Genomic DNA, 17,242 nt, shown 5'->3' on the forward strand with positions numbered 1-17,242 from the left:
CTTTGTGCGACGCGGCCGCATATTGTTGCGGTGCGGTAGCGCTTCTCGCGTTACCGCTGCCCTCCTTGGGCGTTTCCTCCCTAGACTTGGGCCGCTTCTTCATCAGAAGCGGCCCTTTTTTCTTTGGCCTCTGTTTTCAGTTGAGCGCGCGTAGCTTGCGAAGCGAAAACGCATTCGCGCCTCTCGCGGAAGAGGCCGATCTTTCGGGAAAGAGTCGCGTCTATTCCGCCGCGGCCTGGAACGGGCCGAGATCGCCGAACGGAATCGTGGTCGCCAGCACATCGGCGAGCACGCCAAAGTCGCGCGCCACCTGCGCAAAGCGCGGGCCGCGCTCGCGGCGTCGCTCGTCCATGTAGATGGCGCGATTGAGCTCGAGCTGCACCGCGTGCAGGCCGCTCGCCGGGTTGCCGTAATGCTCGGTGATGAAGCCGCCGGCATAGGGCTTGTTGCGGCCGATCGAATACCCGAGCCCGGTCATGGTCTCCTCGACGCGGTCGGGCAGCAGCGGTGCGCAGCTGGTGCCGTAGCGGTCGCCGATCACGACATCGGGGCGGCGCGGCTCGTCTCGAGAGACGCCGACCGACGGCATCGAGTGGCAGTCGACCAGCACCACGGTGCCGAACATCTGGTGCACCTTGTTGATCAGCCGGCGCAGCGCGCGATGATAGGGCTTGTACAGCGTCTCGATCCGCGCCAGCGCGTCGTCGACCAGGATGCGCTCGCGATAGATCTCCTGGCCGTCGCCGACCACGCGCGGAATGGTGCCCAACCCGCCCGCGACCCGCATCGAGCGCGTGTTCGCAAAGCTCGGCAGCCGGCCGGTGAACATGCGGGGATCGAGCTCATAAGGCTCGCGATTGACGTCGACATAGGAGCGGGGAAAGTTCACCCGCACGGTCGGAAAGCCGTGATCGCTCAGATGGCCGATCAACTCGTCCATGAAGGAATCTTCGGACCGCCGAAGCTGCGGCACGTCGATCCGCGCCGCTGCGAGGAATTCGTCCGGATAGGTCGAGCCGGAATGGGGCGAGTTGAAGATAACAGGCGCGCGCCACTCGGCGGGCTCCACGATCTCGAACGCTGGCGACACCGCGCCGTCAAACCGGGTCATCTTCTCAGGCTTCGTCCCTTCACGCCGCAAGATCCGGCCAAAATCCAGCAAGCCCCAGATCGAGTGATTCGGCCGATCGAGCGGCTCTTATGTGTCGTCATTGTCCGGAATCGCAACCATTCTGCCAAGCGAAAAGATGCGATCGGCGCTGGAACATGTCTTAACCGTGCGGGCAGGGAGACGGGGATGTGCAGACGCGTCTCGATTGATTCATGCCGCATTCGGGTTCACAAGGGGCCGCACCGGTCGGGCCCATGGTAAAGATTTTCACCCGAAATTTACCCTCTGTCGGGCTTAGTGACCTCTGCATATCCTTTGGGGATTCGACGTTCCTGCCATGCCAAAAATCCTGCTCGCCGAAGACGACAACGACATGCGCCGTTTCCTGGTCAAGGCGCTGGAAAACGCCGGTTTCCAGGTCTCGTCCCATGACAACGGCATGGCCGCCTATCAGCGGTTGCGGGAAGAGCCGTTCGAGATGCTCCTGACCGACATCGTGATGCCGGAGATGGACGGCATCGAGCTCGCCCGCCGGGCCTCGGAACTCGACCCCGACATCAAGATCATGTTCATCACCGGCTTCGCCGCGGTCGCCCTGAACTCGGATTCGGACGCCCCCAAGAACGCCAAGGTGCTGTCGAAACCCGTTCACCTGCGCGAATTGGTGAGCGAAGTGAACAAGATGCTGGCGGCCTAAATTGGCCCCCTTCCGTCCTTGCACCGGCTCCCCCGAGCCGTTATAGGGACCCCACCCGACGCAAGTGGACTATTAGGGCACGTAGCTCAGCGGGAGAGCACTACCTTGACATGGTAGGGGTCACAGGTTCGATCCCTGTCGTGCCCACCATCCTTCGCTCGCGACAGCGAGAGACGGATGCCGCGCCGAAGCCCAAAGGGCGCAGGCGGGCTACCGCCGCGAGCTACGGCTTCAGTAAGCCACGATATTCTCTCGCGGCAGTCAAATCCATCTCGGCGAAGCGTGTAGGGCTCAACTTGAGCCTGGAACGTCCGGATGCCGCTCGGCATTGGTTCGCTATGCCCAAGATGTTCAAGCGCGGCGATCACGTCAGCTGGAATTCCGAGGCCGGCCGCGTGAGCGGCCATATCCTGCGCGTGCACGTCAAGGACGTCGACTACAAAGGATACGTCCACCACGCGACGGCGGACGATCCGCAATACGAGATCAAGAGCGACAAGACCGATCACGTCGCTCTGCATAAGGGCCGGGCACTGCGGCTGCTGCGCTCCTGATCTCACACAGCCGCGCGCCACTCACGTCAGCGGCAACAGATGCTCCGGGATCGGCACCGGGGCTGCCGGCACCAGCGAGGCGACGGAGACGTGTGGCCAGGTCAGGCCGTTGAAATCCAGCATCACCTTCTGCGAATACTGGATCTGCGTCGTTGCCACCCGGACGCGGCCGCCGGCAAAAGCCTTGTTCGGTACGAACGGGAGCGTGGCGACGAAGCTCGGCACCAGCGGCACCGTGCCCTTCTGCAGCGGCTGGAGGATGATCGGCGGCTCGCCCGACGCGATGCGCGGCACGTCGATGTCGTAGATGACCGTCTCGATCCAGAACACGGCATCCATCTGCAATGCATTGGCGTTGGCACCATTGCCGCCCGGCGGCGGCACCGGCACGCCCAGCAGGAATGCGATGTTCGCGGTACCACCGGCGAAGTTCGGCGCCTGCGGATGCGGTCCGGCCGAAGCGACGGCCGGCAACGGACCGCCTGACAGCGGCGTGCCGGGCCTGGTCGAGGTCTCGATGATGATGGTCTGGCTGATGGTCTGATGCGCGATCTGGTTGCGCAGCACCGTGTTCGGATCGGTGATCATGGCCTGGGTGAGCTTGCCGGAGGCGATCAGCGTGGTGAGATCCTGCGGCAGCCTTCGCGTTGTCTTGTTGGCCGCGGTCTGATTCTGGAACGTGAACTTGTTGGCCGGATTGCCGCCGAAGAACGGCGTGATGTCGACCGCCGCGATGGTCGGCTTGCCGGCGACGGCCGGCAGCGCGGTGCCTTGCGCCGTGATCGTCGTGCCGTGCGGGATCGAGGCCATGCGCGCCACGGTGAACGGTTCGTGCGGATTGGTGCTGGACGGCACCGCGAGCCAGATGCCGGGCTCGAAGTGAATGCCGACGGGCGTCCCCGTGGTCACGTCGTTGATGGTCTGCAGATAGGGCACGCCGTCCAGGAAGGCATCCGCCTGCGGCCCCGAGCCGCGATTGGGAATCGAGCCAAGACTGTTCGAGAACGACAGCGTCTCGTCGGTGAGGTTCAACTCCAGAACATTGTCGGGCGGGTCGGTGGTGTTGATCGGCCCCGGCATCTGGGTCGGCGTCGTCGCGCTGTCGGGCCGGAAGATCGTGTTGAAGCCCTGTCCAGTGAACGTGCCGGTGAAGGCCGACAGCGGCCCGAGCGTCGGGGGCACGGTGACCGGCACGGCAGCGGGGACGGCAGCAGCATGTGCGGCAGCCCTGAACACGGTGTCGACCTGGTGGATGGAGAAGTTTGCGGTTCTGTTGAAGGCGCTGGTAAGCGGCTTGGGTTCGTCCATGGGCGTTCCTTTCGATGGCTGCAGGCGAGACCGTCGCTGCCGGTGCACTCCCGGGCCGGCGTTCCGGGCTGATCGATGGCCTCTCCGTGTCAGGCCGTGCGACGCGCACGCGCGAGGTCGCTGTCGCATCGCCTGGTTCGGCGAGACGTCGGAGATTTTTGAAACCGATTGCGATATCTAAGCTCGTCGTCCGTCGCGGGATCGTCCGCGTCACCCCTGCGCGAAACGACGCTTTGTAAGGGTGTTCAAAAATGAAATGATCAAAAGATATGGGGTCGTACGCCCCATTCGCCTTGGTTACATCTTGAGAATGATACAACCTGAAGGGTGTTTCAAGTGTGTTCCATTTCACAAGCGAAAGAGTCGCTGTTACGCAAACGATCGGCGTGAACGGCATGATCTGCACCGGCGCGTTGCGGATAGGTCAAAGGGAAGGGAAAGTGAATGATGCGGACGATTAGTCTTGCCGTGGCGGTATCGGCCCTGATGGTATCGGGCGCCGACGCTGCGATCATCGACTGGCAGGCCGAGCTGCAACGCTGCCGCGCGCTGCGCGAGAGCGTGGCGCCGCTGCTTCAGGCCGGCGAGGGGATCTCCGCGGTGGGGCGCTCCAATCGATCCGTCCGTCGCTGCATCTGGATACAGCGCATCGCCGTGCGCAAGAAAATCCCCGGCGCGGAGACGTGGTAAGGCCGGCGTGAGACCCGCGTCGCAGCTCCACACCCCGTCATTGCGAGCGCAGCGAAGCAATCCAGAATCGAGGCGCGGGTCGGAAGCTTCATGATGTCAGCCTTTGACGGCGCCGGCCGTGAGCCCGGAGACGAGATAGCGGCGCACCGCGAGCGAGAAGATCAGCACCGGCGCCATCACCAGCGAGCCGCCGGCGGCGATCTTGCCCCATTCCCAGCCCTCGTAGTTCATGAAGTTGACGACGGCGACCGGCGCGGTGCGCGCATTGGTGCGGGTCAGGATCAGCGCGAAGAAGAAGTCGTTCCAGGCGTAGAGGAAGCAGAGGATCGCGGTCGCGGCGATGCCAGGTGTCACCATCGGCAGCACGATCCTGGTGAACACTGTGCGCGTCCGCGCGCCGTCGACGAGGGCCGCCTCTTCCAGCGAGACCGGGATGGTGTCGAAGAACGGCTGCATCATCCAGATCACCAGCGGCAGGTTGAAGCTGGTGTAGACCAGCACCAGGCCGGTGATGGTGTCGAGCAGGCCGATCCAGCGATAGAACAGGAAAAAGGGGATGGTGAACGCGATCGGCGGCGCCATGCGCGTCACCAGGATCGCAAAGGAGAGCGCATGCTTGCCGCGTCCGGCCCAGCGCGACAGTGCGTAGGCCGCTGGCACGCCGAACAGCAGCGCGAGAGCGGTGGAGAGCGAGGCGCTCAACAGGCTGTTGACGAAGGAGGCCGAGAACGCGCTGTGCCAGAGCGAGATGTAATTCTCCAGCGTCGGCGTGAAGATCAAAGGCGGCGGGAATTGCAAGATCTGGTCGTTGGATTTGAAGCTCATCTGCAACAGCCAGAGGAATGGCGAGAGCAGGATCATCAGCGTCAGCGTGATCGCGACCAGCCGGCCCGGCGTGGCTTTGCGGAGGGACGACTCGCTCATGCCAGTGCTTTCTTGCGCTGGCCCATCCAGACCAACCCTAAGCTGATGCCGCAGACCAGGAGCAGCATCACCACGGTGACCGCGCTGGAATAGCCGATCTCGTTGGTGTCGAAAGCGAGGAGGTACGCATAGTAGTTCGTCACCTCGGTGAGCGTGCCGGGGCCGCCGCCGGTCAGGAGGAAGATCAGCGGGAACGCCTTCACGCTGTCGATCAGGCGGAACATGCCTGAAATGACGAGGATCGGTGTGATGAAAGGCAGCGTCACGTACCAGAAGATCTGCAGCTTGCTGGCGCCGTCGACGAGGGCCGCTTCCGAATATTCGTCCGGAATCGTCTGCAGCGCCGCCAGCACCATCAGGAAGGTGAAGGGCAGCCACTCCCAGGTGTCGGCGATGACGATCGAGGTCAGCGCGAAATCGACGCTGGAGGTCAGCGCCGGCAGGGTGACATGCAGCGCCTGCGCGGCGTAGTAGAGCGGGCTGATGTCGGGCGCGTAGATCAGCTTCCAGATCACCGCGACCACGATCGGCGGCAGCACCATCGGGATCAGGAAGAAGGTTCGCGCGAATTCGACGAAGCGCGACGGCACGTTCAGGAGCAGCGCCAGCCCCATGCCGAGCAGCACCTGAAACAGCACGCTCGCGACCGACAGCTTGGCCTGCACGGCCAGCGAGTTGACGAAGCGGGGGTCGCCCGGCAACAGGCCATAATTGCGCAACGGCTCGCTGAAATCGGTGGCCGAGCCCGGCGTCGTCAGTTGGAACGGCGTCAGGCTGGTCACGATGAGATAGATCGCCGGCAGCACGGCGACTGCGAACAGCACGATCAGGCTCGGTGTGAGCGCGAAGGCGATGAACCTGCGGCGCTCTCCGTCAATTCCGCTCTCGCTCAAAGTTTTGTCCCGGCGCGGCGGAGTGCGGCGATCGCCTGGTCCTGGGCCGCGTTCATCGCGTCCTTGGCGGGGAGCTGGCCGGTCGCGACCTGCTCGAACGCCTTGTTGAGGACGTCGCCGACGATCGGGAACTCCTTCGAGGTGCGATAGGCCATGTAGTTCTCGCCCTTGCCCGGCAGCTCCAGCACCTCGAGATAGAGCGCGCCGAGGTCCTGGCCGTTCACCGTGTTGAGCTTCCGATAGTCTTCGCTGGTGATGATCGAGCGGCGGCACACCGAGGAGTGTCCGTGCTCCCTCACAAGCTTCATCGAGATCTCAGGGCTGAGCGCCCATTTGATGAATTCCCACGCGGCCTTCTGATTCTTGGCGTTCCTGGGGATGCCGAGGCCCTGGCTGTTCGAGGCCGGGTAGTCATGCACCGGACCGGCAGGCGAACGCACCACGCGCGAGGTGTCCTTCACCTTGCTCTCGTCGGAAAGCAGGATCGGCGTCACCCAGGCGCTGGAGTGGATGAAGATGTTGGAGCGGCCGGTCAGCATCGACTGCCGCGCCTGGTCCTCGGTGTAGGTCAGGACGCCCTTCGGCGCGCTCTTCAGCAGGTTCGCATAGAACTCGACGCCCTGGATCGCCTCGGGCGTATTCAGCGCCGGCATGACGTCGCCGGGCGGATTCTTGAAGACGTTGCCGCCAAAGCCCTGGATATAGGGCGGCAGATTCCAGTTGTGGAGGAACCACGACACCATGCCGTTGACGCCGTCGGTGCCGTTGATTTCGGCGCAGACCTGCGCAAGCTCGGCGAAGGTCTTTGGGATCTTCAGCCCCTTCTTCTCCATCAGATCCATGCGCGACAGCCCCATCAGCATCGCGCCGCCTTCCCAGGAATAGCCGTAGGTCGCCCCCTTGCCGTCGCGATAGGGCACCTGCGCGCCGTCGACGAAGTCTTTCGGATTCCACTCGACCGGCGTCAAATTGGCATCACCCGTGAACTCGTCGAGATTGGCGAGCAGGCCCGCCGCGATCCAGCGGGTCGCGAGCGTGAAGGTGACATTGACGAAGTCATAGGCCGAGCCGCCCGAGGACAGTTCGAGATTGGCCTGCTGGTTGTAGACCGGCAGGGCCGAGAGCTGGAGGTCGACCTTCATGCCGGTCTTTTCCTCGAACTCGGGAATATATTTCTGCAGCAGCGTGAAGAAGCGGTGCTGAAACGAGGCGCCGTGCAGGGTCACGCCGGCAAACGGCTTGGTCTGCGCGATCAGCGGCGCGGGGAATGTCGCGAGCGCCGCGCCTGCGGCGCTTGTTTTCAGCAGTTTGCGACGAGTGATCGAGCTCGCGCGCGATGCGGTCTTCATCATCTTTAACCTCCCTCACTATTGTTTTGCAGGCTTCAACGCGTCCGTCTGGTGCGAACGTTCTCGTCCTCGGCGTCCTTTTTCTTTTGGCGCGACATGGCCGAGACGATGTTCTGTTCGGTGAGATCCATCAGCTTGTGCATGGCCTGGCGCGCGCCGTCGGCATTGCGCGCCCAGATCTCGTCGAGCACGGCGCGGTGATAGGGCAGGCTCTTCCGCGGCGCGCCCGGATTTGTGCTCGACAGGTTGAACGACATCCGCAAGGCAGCTGCGACCGTCGCGCCAAAGGCGATCAGGAAATCGTTGCCGGTAGCGATGAGAATGCCGCGGTGGAATTGCAGATCGGGCTCGGCATAGGCGACGCGGTCCATGCCGGCCGCATCCATGCCGCGATAGGCGCGTTCGATCCGCGCGAAATCCTCGTCCGTGCCGCGCACCGCGCAGATGGCGCACGCCTCCGGCTCGACGATGCGGCGGACCTCCGTGATCTGCTTGGCGAACTCCTGCGTCGGCAGTGCCGCCAGCGTCCAGTTCAGCAATTCCTCGTCGAGCATGTTCCAGTCGAAGCGCGCGCGCACATGGGTGCCGGCCTTCTGCTTCGAGGCGATCAGCCCCTTGCCCTTGAGCAGCGACAGCGCCTCGCGGATCGAGGCGCGGCTGACATCGAAGCGGGACGCCAGCTCGATCTCGCGCGGCAACGTCGTGCCCTCGCGCCAGACGCCTGTCAGGATCAGCCGCGCCACCTCGCGGGCGATCGATTGCGGGCTGTCCTTGCTAGCCGATTTTGCCACGTTGATCCCGGTCTCGTAGAACAAAATGTCTGATTTATCGCGGATGCTGACGAAAGTATGCGCTGAATTAGGCCACTGATCGCAATTAATCAAATCCGGTCCTGTTTGACAAGAATTATTATGTCAGACATATTTCCTCCTGAGCGAATTCCGCGCAGGACAAAACAACCGTGACAAAGCCCCACATCATCCTGGTCATGACCGACCAGCAACGCTTCGACACGATCGCGGCAACGGGCCATCCCTACATGAAGACGCCGAATCTCGATCGTCTGGTGCGCGAGGGCGTCTATTTCGACAATTGCTTCATCAACGCGCCGAGCTGCGTGCCCTCGCGCGCGGCACTGTTCTCCGGCCTCTACCCGCATGCCTCGGGCGTGCTGAAGAACGGGCAGCACTGGCAGAAGACGTGGGTGAGCAAGCTCGGCGACGCCGGCTATCACTGCGTCAATGTCGGCAAGATGCACACCATCCCCTATGACGCGAAGGCCGGCTTCCACGAGCGCTTCGTGGTCGAGAACAAGGACCGCTTCCTCGAGGGGCGCTGGTTCGCCGACGAACTCGACAAGGCCTTTGCCGCGCACAAGCTGACAAAGCCGTCGCGCGCCGGCTATCGCAACCTGCCTGATTATGGCGACCGCATGGGCGCCTTCACCTGGGAGATGCCGAGATCGCTGCACCCGGACATCTTCGTTGCGGAAACCGCGATGTGGTGGCTCGAGACCCGCCCCAGGCCCGACGCGCTGTTCATGCAGATCGGCCTCCCCGGCCCGCATCCACCCTATGATCCGCTGCCCGAATATCTCGAGCACTATCTCGCCCGCAACGACCTGCCGGTGCCGCAACCGACCGAGGCCGAGATCAAGGGCTTGCCGGCGTACCTCAAAGAGAAGCGACGCCACGACACCGAGGTCGACCACGATGCCGTGTCATGGAAGCTCGCGCCGACGCACGAAGAGATGCGCCGCCTGCGCGCACATTACTATGCCAACGTCACCATGATCGACGAGCAGATCGGCCGCCTGCTGCAGACGCTCGAGGACAAGGGATATCTCGACAATTGCGTCGTCATCTTCATGTCTGACCATGGCGACAATCTCGGCGAGCACGGCCTCAGCCAGAAATGGTCGATGTACGAGCCCGTCACCCGCATCCCGCTGCTGTTCTGGTCGCCCGGCCTGTTCTCCGGCGGCCACCGCATCCGCGAAAAGTGCCAGCTGTTCGATCTTGCGCCCACCATTCTGGATCTCGCCGGCGCAGAGCATCCAAAGCCGTTCCAGGCCCGCAGCCTGCTGCCGGCGCTGAAAGGCGAGGAGTGGGCCGGCCGCGGCTTCGTGTTCTCCGAACAGGCCGGCGACGTTGCCATGACCGGGGCGCGGCTGATCACCATGGTGCGCGATGACCGCTGGAAGGTCGTGTTCATTCACGGCGCCGAGGACGGCCAATTGTTCGATCTCGCCAGCGACCCGCTCGAGCAGCACAATCTCTGGGGCGTGCCCGAGTATGCTGGCGAGATCAACCGCCTCAAGGACGCCTTCATCGACTGGCGCCAGAACAGCCTGCTGGAGACGATGGATTTGAACGCCGCGGCGCGGTGAACGGACCCTGACATCGGGCGAGCCGGGTTGGCGCAGGCCCCCCTCCAAGTCCATGTGAGATCGGCATCGGTCCATGTGCGAAAAGACATGGACGTTGGCGCGACGGGCTCCATAATCGGCGCAGAAACAGGATTGCTGCGACAGCCAGCCAATCCAAAAGCGCCAGGGATGGAGAAGCCTGATGTCTGGAAGCCTGATGACAAGGTCGTTGATAGCGCTCGCCGTTGTCGTCGGCCTCGCGGCCTCGACGGCCCGCGCGGATTCGTTGTTGCCGGTCGGACCGAAGGAGGGCGACCAGGCCCTGTCGCCATTCTATCGCTGGTCCGAAACCTTGCCCGAGAGCCCCGGCGTGATGCTGCGCAAGGAGCCGATGCTCGCGCAGTCCGAGATCACGAGCGCAGCCCTCGCCGAACGCATTCTCTACACATCGAGCGATCTGCGCTGGCACGCCGGCATCGTACCGGTCAGCGGCACGCTTTATCTGCCCAAGGGCGAGCCGCCGGCCGGAGGCTGGCCCTTGGTCGCGTGGGCGCACGGCACGCTCGGCATTTCGGATGCATGTGCGCCGTCCTGGACCGGTCACAAGCCGCGCGATGCCACCTACATCCAGCGCTGGCTGGAGAACGGCTTCGCGGTCGTCGCCACCGATTATCAAGGACTCGGCGGACCTGGCCCGCATCCGTATTTGATCTGGCAGGCGGAAGGCCGCTCGGTGCTCGACGGCGTGCGTGCCGCGCTCTCGGCGTATCGGGACAGGCTCGCGTCAAAAGTCTTCGTCACCGGGCAGTCGCAGGGCTCGGGTGCCGCCATGGGCGCGACCGTGATTGCGGAGAGCTACGCGCCGGAGGTGCCACTCGTCGCCACCGTCGCGACGGGGCTGGTTTCGACCTTCCCGGACGGTCCTTACAAGCCGCCGCAGACCACCTCGATCGGTTCACCGATCTACACGTCGCTCATGCTGCTGGGCGGTTCGCTGCCCGACGGCGCACCCTCCGCTGATGATCTCGTCTCCGAAAAGGGCAAGCCGATCCTGAAGGCGGCGCGCGAGAGCTGCACCACCGAGATGCGCAATTTGGCACGTAGGGACGACATCACTGTCGATAACGTCTATGTCGAACCGATCGACAAGGTGCTGACGCGGTTGACTGCGGTCACGGACATGAAGGCGGTGCGGCTCAAGGTTCCGTTGCTGCTCGGCACCGGCCTTGCCGATTCCACGCTGGTCCCGACCCGGCAATATGCGGAAGTCGCGGCCCTCTGCGCCGCTGGAAACGAATTGGTCTGGAAGACCTATCCCGGCGCCACGCATAATGGTGGCCTGAACGCCGCTTTTCCGGATGCGCTGGCCTTTTTCCGCGGCATGCTCGCCGGCCAGAAGCCGCAGAGCAATTGCGCCGAGATCACGGAGCCCGGCGCGCCCGGTGAAGTCGCGCAAGGGGTAGCCTTCAACGACTAGCCGACCAGATATTTCCTCACCGCCGCCTCGTCCCATTCGATCCCGTTGCCGGGCTCCTCGCCCGGCAACGCAAAGCCGTCCTTGATCTTGAGCCGCGTTGAAAGCACCGCGTCGGCCCAGTCGACATATTCCAGCCAATGCGCGGTCGGCGTCACGCAGAGCAGGTGCGCGCTGACCTCCGAGAACAGATGGGTTGACATCTCGATGCCGGCGGCGTGCGCGAGCGCGGCGGCGCGCAGCCAGCCGGAGACGCCGCCGATGCGCTGCACGTCGGGCATCACGTAGTCGCAGGCCTCCGCTGACAGTGCGGCCTGCATCGAAAACGCGCTGTCGAAATTCTCACCGATCTGGACCGGTGTGCGCAGCGCGTCCGCAATGCGGGCGCAGCCCTCATAGTCGTCATGGCGGATCGGCTCCTCGATCCAGGTCAGGCCTTCATCGTCGAGCATCTCGCCGCGGCGAATGGCTTCGGTCACCGTCAGTGCCTGGTTGTAGTCGCACATCAGCATGACCTCGTCGCCAACCGCCTTGCGCACCGCGCGCACCACGGCGAGGTCGTCCCGCGCATCGGGCCGGCCGACGCGGATTTTTGCGGCATGAAAACCCTCGGCCAGCAGCTTGTGGGCTTCCTCCACCGCGGCGCCCGCCGGCATGATGCCGAGCCCCTTCGAATTGTAGGCCTTCACCGGTTTCGGCGCGCCGCCGAGCAGGCGGGCTAGCGGCAGGCCGCGCGCGCGGGCCAGCGCGTCCCACGCCGCCATGTCGATGCCGGATTGCGCCAGCCGTTGCAGTCCGGCGAGCCCGAGCAGCGTGAAACGCTGGGTCAGCTTGCGTTCGATCTCGAACGGCAGCAGCTCGTCGCCGGCGAGCAGCTCCGACATTTCCGTGACCATCGCGGTCAGCGGCTTCAGGGCCGACGGCGTGATCGAGAACAGATAGGCGTGCCCCACCGCCCCCTGGTCCGTCTCGCAGTCGATCAGCACCAGCGGCGCTTTCCCGACCGCGCCGGTCGAGGTCTTGAGCGGCAAATTCATCGGCACGATCACGGGGCGCGCGTTGAAGCGCTTGATGCGGATGGTCTCGGTCATGGGATCTCCCGGCGGAGCGAATGCAGGTTCAAGCCCGATCTTAAACATTCGCCATGAAACGAAAAGATGGCCTGAGTCCGCTCACCGCCCCGCACCTTCTGAAAACGCCGTCTCGATCACCGCGCCGAAGGGCTGCCAGGAGCGGCCGTCGAACTGGACCAGCCGCATCTGCTTGATCGGCAGATAGCTGTCGGGCGACGTATTCATCCCGATATTGGGCAGCGCAACGGAGGGGTGATAATCCTGCAGCGACGCTGCCTGGCGCATGATGTTCTCGCGCGAAAGGTCGTCGCCGCATTGCTTCAGCACCTGCGTCAGCGCCTCGGCCGCGGCATAGCCATAGAGTGCGGCACTGTTGTTCGTGCTTTCGACGTGATGATATTTATCCATGAAGGCGAACCAGTCCTTCATGGCAGGATCGTCTTTCCATGCCGGATCGCTCGGATCCTTCAGAAAAGCCGTCGAGATCACCCCGGCCGAATTCTGCAGGCCGGCAGGCGCCATCGCGTTGGCGATCGAGGCGGAGGCATCGTTCACGATCACGACCGGGTGCCAGTTGAGCGAGGCGGCCAGCTTGATCACCTGGGCCGCCGTCGACGGCACGCCGAGAAAGACGAAAACATCGGCACCCGCGCGCTTGAGGATCGAGACGTGCCCTTCGAGATGCTCATCTGAGATGTCGAAGGCGATGTCGACGAGGATCAGGCGGTTCAGGTTGCCAAGACCTTCCTCGATACCCTTGAGGAGCGCGCGTCCGAACTGGTCGTTCTGCCACAGCACCACGATCTTGCGATGCGGATAATAGGCCTGGATGTAGTTGGCGTAGATGCGCCCTTCCGACCGGAACGGCGGCTGCCAGCCCATGGTCCAGGGAAACGCCTTGGCCTGGCTCAGCTCCTCGTCGCCGGAGGCGACGAACAGCTGCGGGACCTTCTTCTCGTTCAGGTACCAGCGCGTGGCGAGATTGCCGGGCGTGCCGAATGATCCGAACATCAGGTGCACGTCGTCCTTCTCGACGAGATTGCGAGTCAGATCGAGCGCGACCGTGGGATCGGAATTGTCGTCGCGGCTGATGAAGCGGACCTTGCGGCCGTTGATCCCGCCATGATCGTTGACCATGTCGAAATAGGCGGCCTCGGCCTGGCCTATCGCGCCGAATTCCGAGAGCGGTCCCGAATACGGCATGAGATTGCCGATGCGGATTTCGCTGTCGGGAGTGGGTTGATCCGAACGCTGCTCCGACATCGCCCCGAGCGAGGCGAGAGCGACGATCAAAACGAACAGCAGCCTGCCGGTGACGCGCATGCTCGACACCTTGTCGTTGTTGGCCCCCAACGAACTCGGCTCGTTCTGCACCCAAGGGAGTTAATCTACGTCAAGCGTTTGGCAATCCTGTGGCTGGGCGGCGCGATAGAAGCGGCAGGCGTGCTGACGCGCTGCGCTTGCCTAGCCGTCCCAAGTCGCCCGCAACATGGCCATGGCGGCCTAATCTCCGAACCAGGTCGTGAGAGCCTCCACGAGACCTTCGCATTTGCCCGTGCTGACCCAGGCGACATGCCCGTCGGGCCGGACGAGAACGGCGGCAGGGGTCGGAACGACACCGATTACCGGCATCTCGCAGATGCCCGCGAACGTCGCGCTGACCTGCCTGACGCGTTCGTCCCATCGCTCGGGGACAGCGCAGCCGGGCGGGCCGAGATTGAGGAAGAGCGGCCGCGCATCTCGCATCAGCTCGAATACGCGCGTCGGGCCATCAGCGGTGACAAGGTCCAGGTCGGGCATGCGCCTGCCGAGCAGAGGGTGGCATCCTTCTTCGCCATAGCGGATGTCGAGGCCCGACACCTTGGCGGAATACCATCTCCTCGGCTCATCCATCTTCATGGTGTTGGCGACGAACCCGCGGAGCGCCGTGGTGTGCTCGTCGCCACGGTTGAGAGTGGTGAGCGCCAGCGTCAACTCGAGCAGCGCGGCCCCAACCGGTTGCCGCTCCGCGTGATAGGTGTCGAGCAGGGCATCGGGTGAGATCCCCTTCACGACCTGGGCGAGCTTCCACCCGAGATTCACGGCATCCTGCAGCCCGACGTTCAGGCCCTGTCCTCCCACGGGGGAGTGGATGTGCGCGGCATCGCCCGCGAGCAGGACGCGGCTCTTCCGATACGCTTCCGCTTGCCGCGCAGCGTCCGTGAACCGCGACATCCACGTGACCTCATGGATGCCCAGATCCGATCCGTAGGCGGTTTGGAGCGCTGCCCTGAGATCTGCTTCGGTGGGGCTGCCGCCCCGCTCGAGCCGCTGCTCCGTCACGATGCCGCGCACGCGCGGGCCGCTGTCGAGCCGTCCCAGGGCATACAGCCCCCGGTTGCTGTAGCGGATGCCAAGCGGCGGCTCGTCCGTCATGTCCGCTTCGAAGATGAGATAGCTCGCCTGCGGCTCCGATCCGGGAAACCCGATGCCCGCGGTCTTGCGCACGAGGCTGCGGCCGCCGTCGCAGCCGACGAGATAGCGTGAACCGAGCCTGCGCCCGTCCGTCAGGTGAACGTCGACCCGCTCCGTAGTTTCGACAAAGGTCGCCATCTCGCAGCCTCGATAGAAGGTCACGGCGAGTTCAGAGACCCAGTCGGCGAGACCGCGCTCGATTTTTTCCTGCCAGAGCCCGAGCGTGTAGTTGTGGCGGCTAGGCCGGTCGCGGGCCTCGAGGACGATGCCGGCGAGCGCGACGGCGTAGTGCTTGGTCCCTTGCGGCAGGAACCTTTCCGCTATGCCCCGCTGATCGAGAAGCTCGATCGCCCGTGGATGCAGACCGCTCGCGCGCGAGCCCTCCACGTCCTGGTTCGGACGCCTCTCGACGATCGCGGCGTTCACGCCGGCCACGGCCAGCTCCCCGGCAAGCATCAATCCAGTTGGACCGCCGCCGACGATGATCACGTCGTGTTCCGTCATTTGCCACCTCAGATTCGGTAGGAGGCCTGACTTCTACGGGGGAGGCGGGGTCTTGAAGCAAGAGCGTTGCGCGCCACATATATGAACTGAAAGCAGCGCATGGCCTGGCACGCGCCTTCGCCCGCTGCATCGCTCCCGATAGTATTGTGCTTCTCTGGCGTCGTGCCGCCCCGACACAGGCGGCGTGAGTCCATCATCGTCCGGCATATTGGCTTGGCGACGAATTCGGGCGTCCCGCTGATGCTTACGGCAGCCCGCGCGCCTCCAGCTGATGCACCAGCAGCAGCGTCGGCTCGGCGAGGCTGTCACCGGAGCCGTCCAGCCCAAATGCGGCAGCGATGCCGTCGCGGCTGCGCAGCAGCGTGGTGCGCGGGCAGTGGCCGGCGCCGCACAGCGTCTTCTTCAGGGTCTCGCCCTGGGCAACGAGGTTTGCGGGATCGTTGGCGGCCCAGGCCAGCACGATCGGCGCATCGACATTGAGGATGCCGGGAAACACCGAGCGCTTGTCATATTGAGCGGCGTCAGTGCCGAAATACGCCTTCTCGCTGTCGCTGGCGTCCTTGCCGGCGCGGTAGATACCGGATACCAGCACGACCGCCGCGACATCGGCGCGGTCGGCCTGGAGCTCGGGATGCGCCAGCAGGCTCGCGACATGGAAGGCGCCGGCGCCGTAGCCGACCGCGACGATCTCGCGGGCGTCGCCGTTGAACAGGTCGATATTGCCGTGGATCCAGGACAGCGCCGCTGCGACGTCGGTTGCGCCCATCGGCCAGGTCGCGGCGGGCGCCAGGCGGTAGTTCACGCGCACCCCGATCATGCCGTTGCGCGCGGCAAAGCACATCGCCTCGTCCTGGATGTCGCGGGACAGGTCCGGAGCGCCGCGGTCACCGGTAAACGTGTCGCCCGCCACGAACAGCAGCACCGGTCGCGGCGTATCCGCCTTGGTGGTCTCGCTGATCGCGACGTCGAGCACATTGGCCTCGCCGTCGCCATAGCGCAGGCCGCGCGAGAAGGTGACCTGCTCGCACAGGCGCACGACGCCGCCGGCGGTCGTGTCGTTATCGGTGAGGCCGACCGGCACGAGATCGGACGGCGCGGTCAGTCGCGCCGGCAACGGGCCATGTGCGGAGGCCGCTGTCACGCTCAGAACAAGCAAAAATGCGAGACAATTCTTCATCATCGTGGTGCCGGCCTTGAGCGCTTCGGTTTGGTGCGCCGATTTGGCCTGTCTTTTCAATTCGCCTTGCTACCTGGTCTTGTCAGTTCATCTTGCGGCGATTTCACGGCACCCTTCGTTCGCCCTCGCACGCCCCAATCAATCCGCCGGCTGGAACGTGCAATCCGCCCCGCTGCCGTCCTTCTGCCTGACGGCATTGGGGTCGATCGTGCAGCTCAGCTTGCTCAGGCTCTCGAAATTCGATCCCGCCGCACCGTCGGGCGGAATGCCGGCCAGCGCCTCGGTCGCGAAAATCTCGTTGGCCGTGGAGCCGTTCACGGTCTTGACCTTCTTGCCGAACGTGACCTCGCAGTTGCGCAAGGTGATGTCGACATTGCTGGTGCGGCAGACGATCCTGTCCGCGGTCACCACGATCGGCTTCTTGTAGGGAATGTCGGCGTTGACGGCGAACAGCATCGCAACCGCCTTCTTCTCGGCGCCCGACAGGATCGGCGACAGCGGCGCGATCACCCCCGCCAGCGCCAGCGCCGTGGACCCCGAGATTTTCGAAGGCGTGGCGCCGGATGCGCCCGCGATAGGGGACGCACCGGCCACAAGCATGGCGCCGGCGAGCCAGGCCGATATCGTGAGTTTCATGGGCGTCTCTCCTCGAAGGTCACGGCTTTG

At 64.3% G+C, this 17,242-nt stretch carries 16 protein-coding genes and 1 tRNA gene; 6 read left to right on the forward strand and 11 right to left on the reverse strand.

The genetic code is table 11. The features are described from left to right. Positions 1-220: 220 nt before the first annotated feature. Positions 221-1,111 carry an N-formylglutamate amidohydrolase gene (locus ABIC09_RS18795; RefSeq protein WP_354110172.1) on the reverse strand — a complete coding sequence of 297 codons (891 nt, stop codon included), beginning with the start codon at positions 1,109-1,111 and terminating at the stop codon, positions 221-223. Positions 1,112-1,448: 337 nt separating this feature from the next. Between ABIC09_RS18795 and cpdR the strand changes: the two genes are divergently transcribed. The 3 genes from cpdR to ABIC09_RS18810 all read left to right on the forward strand — a co-directional run bounded on the left by cpdR (position 1,449) and on the right by ABIC09_RS18810 (position 2,362). After that, positions 1,449-1,808 (forward strand): cell cycle two-component system response regulator CpdR, encoded by a 360-nt coding sequence (gene cpdR / locus ABIC09_RS18800; protein WP_007597092.1) that lies wholly within the window; start codon positions 1,449-1,451, stop codon positions 1,806-1,808. Between the two features lie 75 nt (positions 1,809-1,883). After that, positions 1,884-1,958, forward strand: a tRNA-Val gene (locus ABIC09_RS18805). Positions 1,959-2,146: 188 nt separating this feature from the next. Then, positions 2,147-2,362, forward strand: coding sequence for a hypervirulence associated TUDOR domain-containing protein (locus ABIC09_RS18810; RefSeq protein WP_148753198.1), 216 nt, complete (start codon positions 2,147-2,149; stop codon positions 2,360-2,362). A 21-nt stretch (positions 2,363-2,383) separates the two neighbouring features. Here the strand turns inward: ABIC09_RS18810 and ABIC09_RS18815 are convergent, their stop codons facing one another. Beyond that, positions 2,384-3,670 carry a heme-binding protein gene (locus ABIC09_RS18815; RefSeq protein ID WP_148753199.1) on the reverse strand — a complete coding sequence of 429 codons (1,287 nt, stop codon included), beginning with the start codon at positions 3,668-3,670 and terminating at the stop codon, positions 2,384-2,386. Positions 3,671-4,114: 444 nt separating this feature from the next. On the opposite strand from ABIC09_RS18815, the gene ABIC09_RS18820 reads away from it, so the two are divergent. Beyond that, on the forward strand, positions 4,115-4,360 hold the full coding sequence (locus ABIC09_RS18820) for a hypothetical protein (protein ID WP_148753200.1): 246 nt from the start codon (positions 4,115-4,117) through the stop codon (positions 4,358-4,360). A 96-nt stretch (positions 4,361-4,456) separates the two neighbouring features. On the opposite strand, the gene ABIC09_RS18825 is transcribed toward ABIC09_RS18820, so the two are convergent. The 4 genes from ABIC09_RS18825 to ABIC09_RS18840 are packed head-to-tail and all read right to left on the reverse strand — an operon-like array spanning position 4,457 to position 8,317. Further along, a complete protein-coding gene (locus ABIC09_RS18825) occupies positions 4,457-5,284 on the reverse strand; it encodes a carbohydrate ABC transporter permease (protein ID WP_148753201.1) in 828 nt (275 codons plus the stop codon). Next, a complete protein-coding gene (locus ABIC09_RS18830) occupies positions 5,281-6,177 on the reverse strand; it encodes a carbohydrate ABC transporter permease (RefSeq protein ID WP_148753202.1) in 897 nt (298 codons plus the stop codon). The genes ABIC09_RS18825 and ABIC09_RS18830 overlap by 4 nt, the downstream gene beginning before the upstream one ends. Continuing rightward, a complete protein-coding gene (locus ABIC09_RS18835; RefSeq protein ID WP_354110173.1) occupies positions 6,174-7,529 on the reverse strand; it encodes an ABC transporter substrate-binding protein in 1,356 nt (451 codons plus the stop codon). The genes ABIC09_RS18830 and ABIC09_RS18835 overlap by 4 nt, the downstream gene beginning before the upstream one ends. Before the next feature lie 32 nt (positions 7,530-7,561). Next, positions 7,562-8,317 carry a FadR/GntR family transcriptional regulator gene (locus ABIC09_RS18840; RefSeq protein ID WP_354032873.1) on the reverse strand — a complete coding sequence of 252 codons (756 nt, stop codon included), beginning with the start codon at positions 8,315-8,317 and terminating at the stop codon, positions 7,562-7,564. A 170-nt stretch (positions 8,318-8,487) separates the two neighbouring features. Between ABIC09_RS18840 and ABIC09_RS18845 the strand changes: the two genes are divergently transcribed. Both ABIC09_RS18845 and ABIC09_RS18850 read left to right on the forward strand, forming a co-directional pair. Then, entirely contained in the window at positions 8,488-9,915 is a 1,428-nt protein-coding gene (locus tag ABIC09_RS18845) for a sulfatase family protein (protein WP_354110174.1), read from the forward strand. Between the two features lie 181 nt (positions 9,916-10,096). Beyond that, positions 10,097-11,371, forward strand: a complete 1,275-nt coding sequence (locus ABIC09_RS18850) for a lipase family protein (RefSeq protein ID WP_354110175.1) — start codon at positions 10,097-10,099, stop codon at positions 11,369-11,371. Here the strand turns inward: ABIC09_RS18850 and ABIC09_RS18855 are convergent. The 5 genes from ABIC09_RS18855 to ABIC09_RS18875 all read right to left on the reverse strand — a co-directional run bounded on the left by ABIC09_RS18855 (position 11,368) and on the right by ABIC09_RS18875 (position 17,212). Continuing rightward, complete coding sequence (locus ABIC09_RS18855) at positions 11,368-12,459, reverse strand: enolase C-terminal domain-like protein (RefSeq protein WP_354110176.1); 1,092 nt, start codon at positions 12,457-12,459, stop codon at positions 11,368-11,370. The genes ABIC09_RS18850 and ABIC09_RS18855 overlap by 4 nt on opposite strands. 81 nt (positions 12,460-12,540) lie before the next feature. Further along, positions 12,541-13,764, reverse strand: coding sequence for an ABC transporter substrate-binding protein (locus ABIC09_RS18860; RefSeq protein ID WP_354110301.1), 1,224 nt, complete (start codon positions 13,762-13,764; stop codon positions 12,541-12,543). A 180-nt stretch (positions 13,765-13,944) separates the two neighbouring features. Next, on the reverse strand, positions 13,945-15,399 hold the full coding sequence (locus ABIC09_RS18865; protein WP_354110177.1) for an FAD-dependent monooxygenase: 1,455 nt from the start codon (positions 15,397-15,399) through the stop codon (positions 13,945-13,947). Positions 15,400-15,643: 244 nt separating this feature from the next. Beyond that, entirely contained in the window at positions 15,644-16,576 is a 933-nt protein-coding gene (locus ABIC09_RS18870; protein ID WP_354082584.1) for an alpha/beta hydrolase, read from the reverse strand. Positions 16,577-16,714: 138 nt separating this feature from the next. Next, on the reverse strand, positions 16,715-17,212 hold the full coding sequence (locus ABIC09_RS18875) for a hypothetical protein (protein ID WP_354110178.1): 498 nt from the start codon (positions 17,210-17,212) through the stop codon (positions 16,715-16,717). Positions 17,213-17,242: the final 30 nt, after the last annotated feature.

Source organism: Bradyrhizobium sp. S3.12.5, assembly GCF_040548225.1.
GTDB classification, from domain to species: Bacteria; Pseudomonadota; Alphaproteobacteria; order Rhizobiales; family Xanthobacteraceae; genus Bradyrhizobium; species Bradyrhizobium cytisi.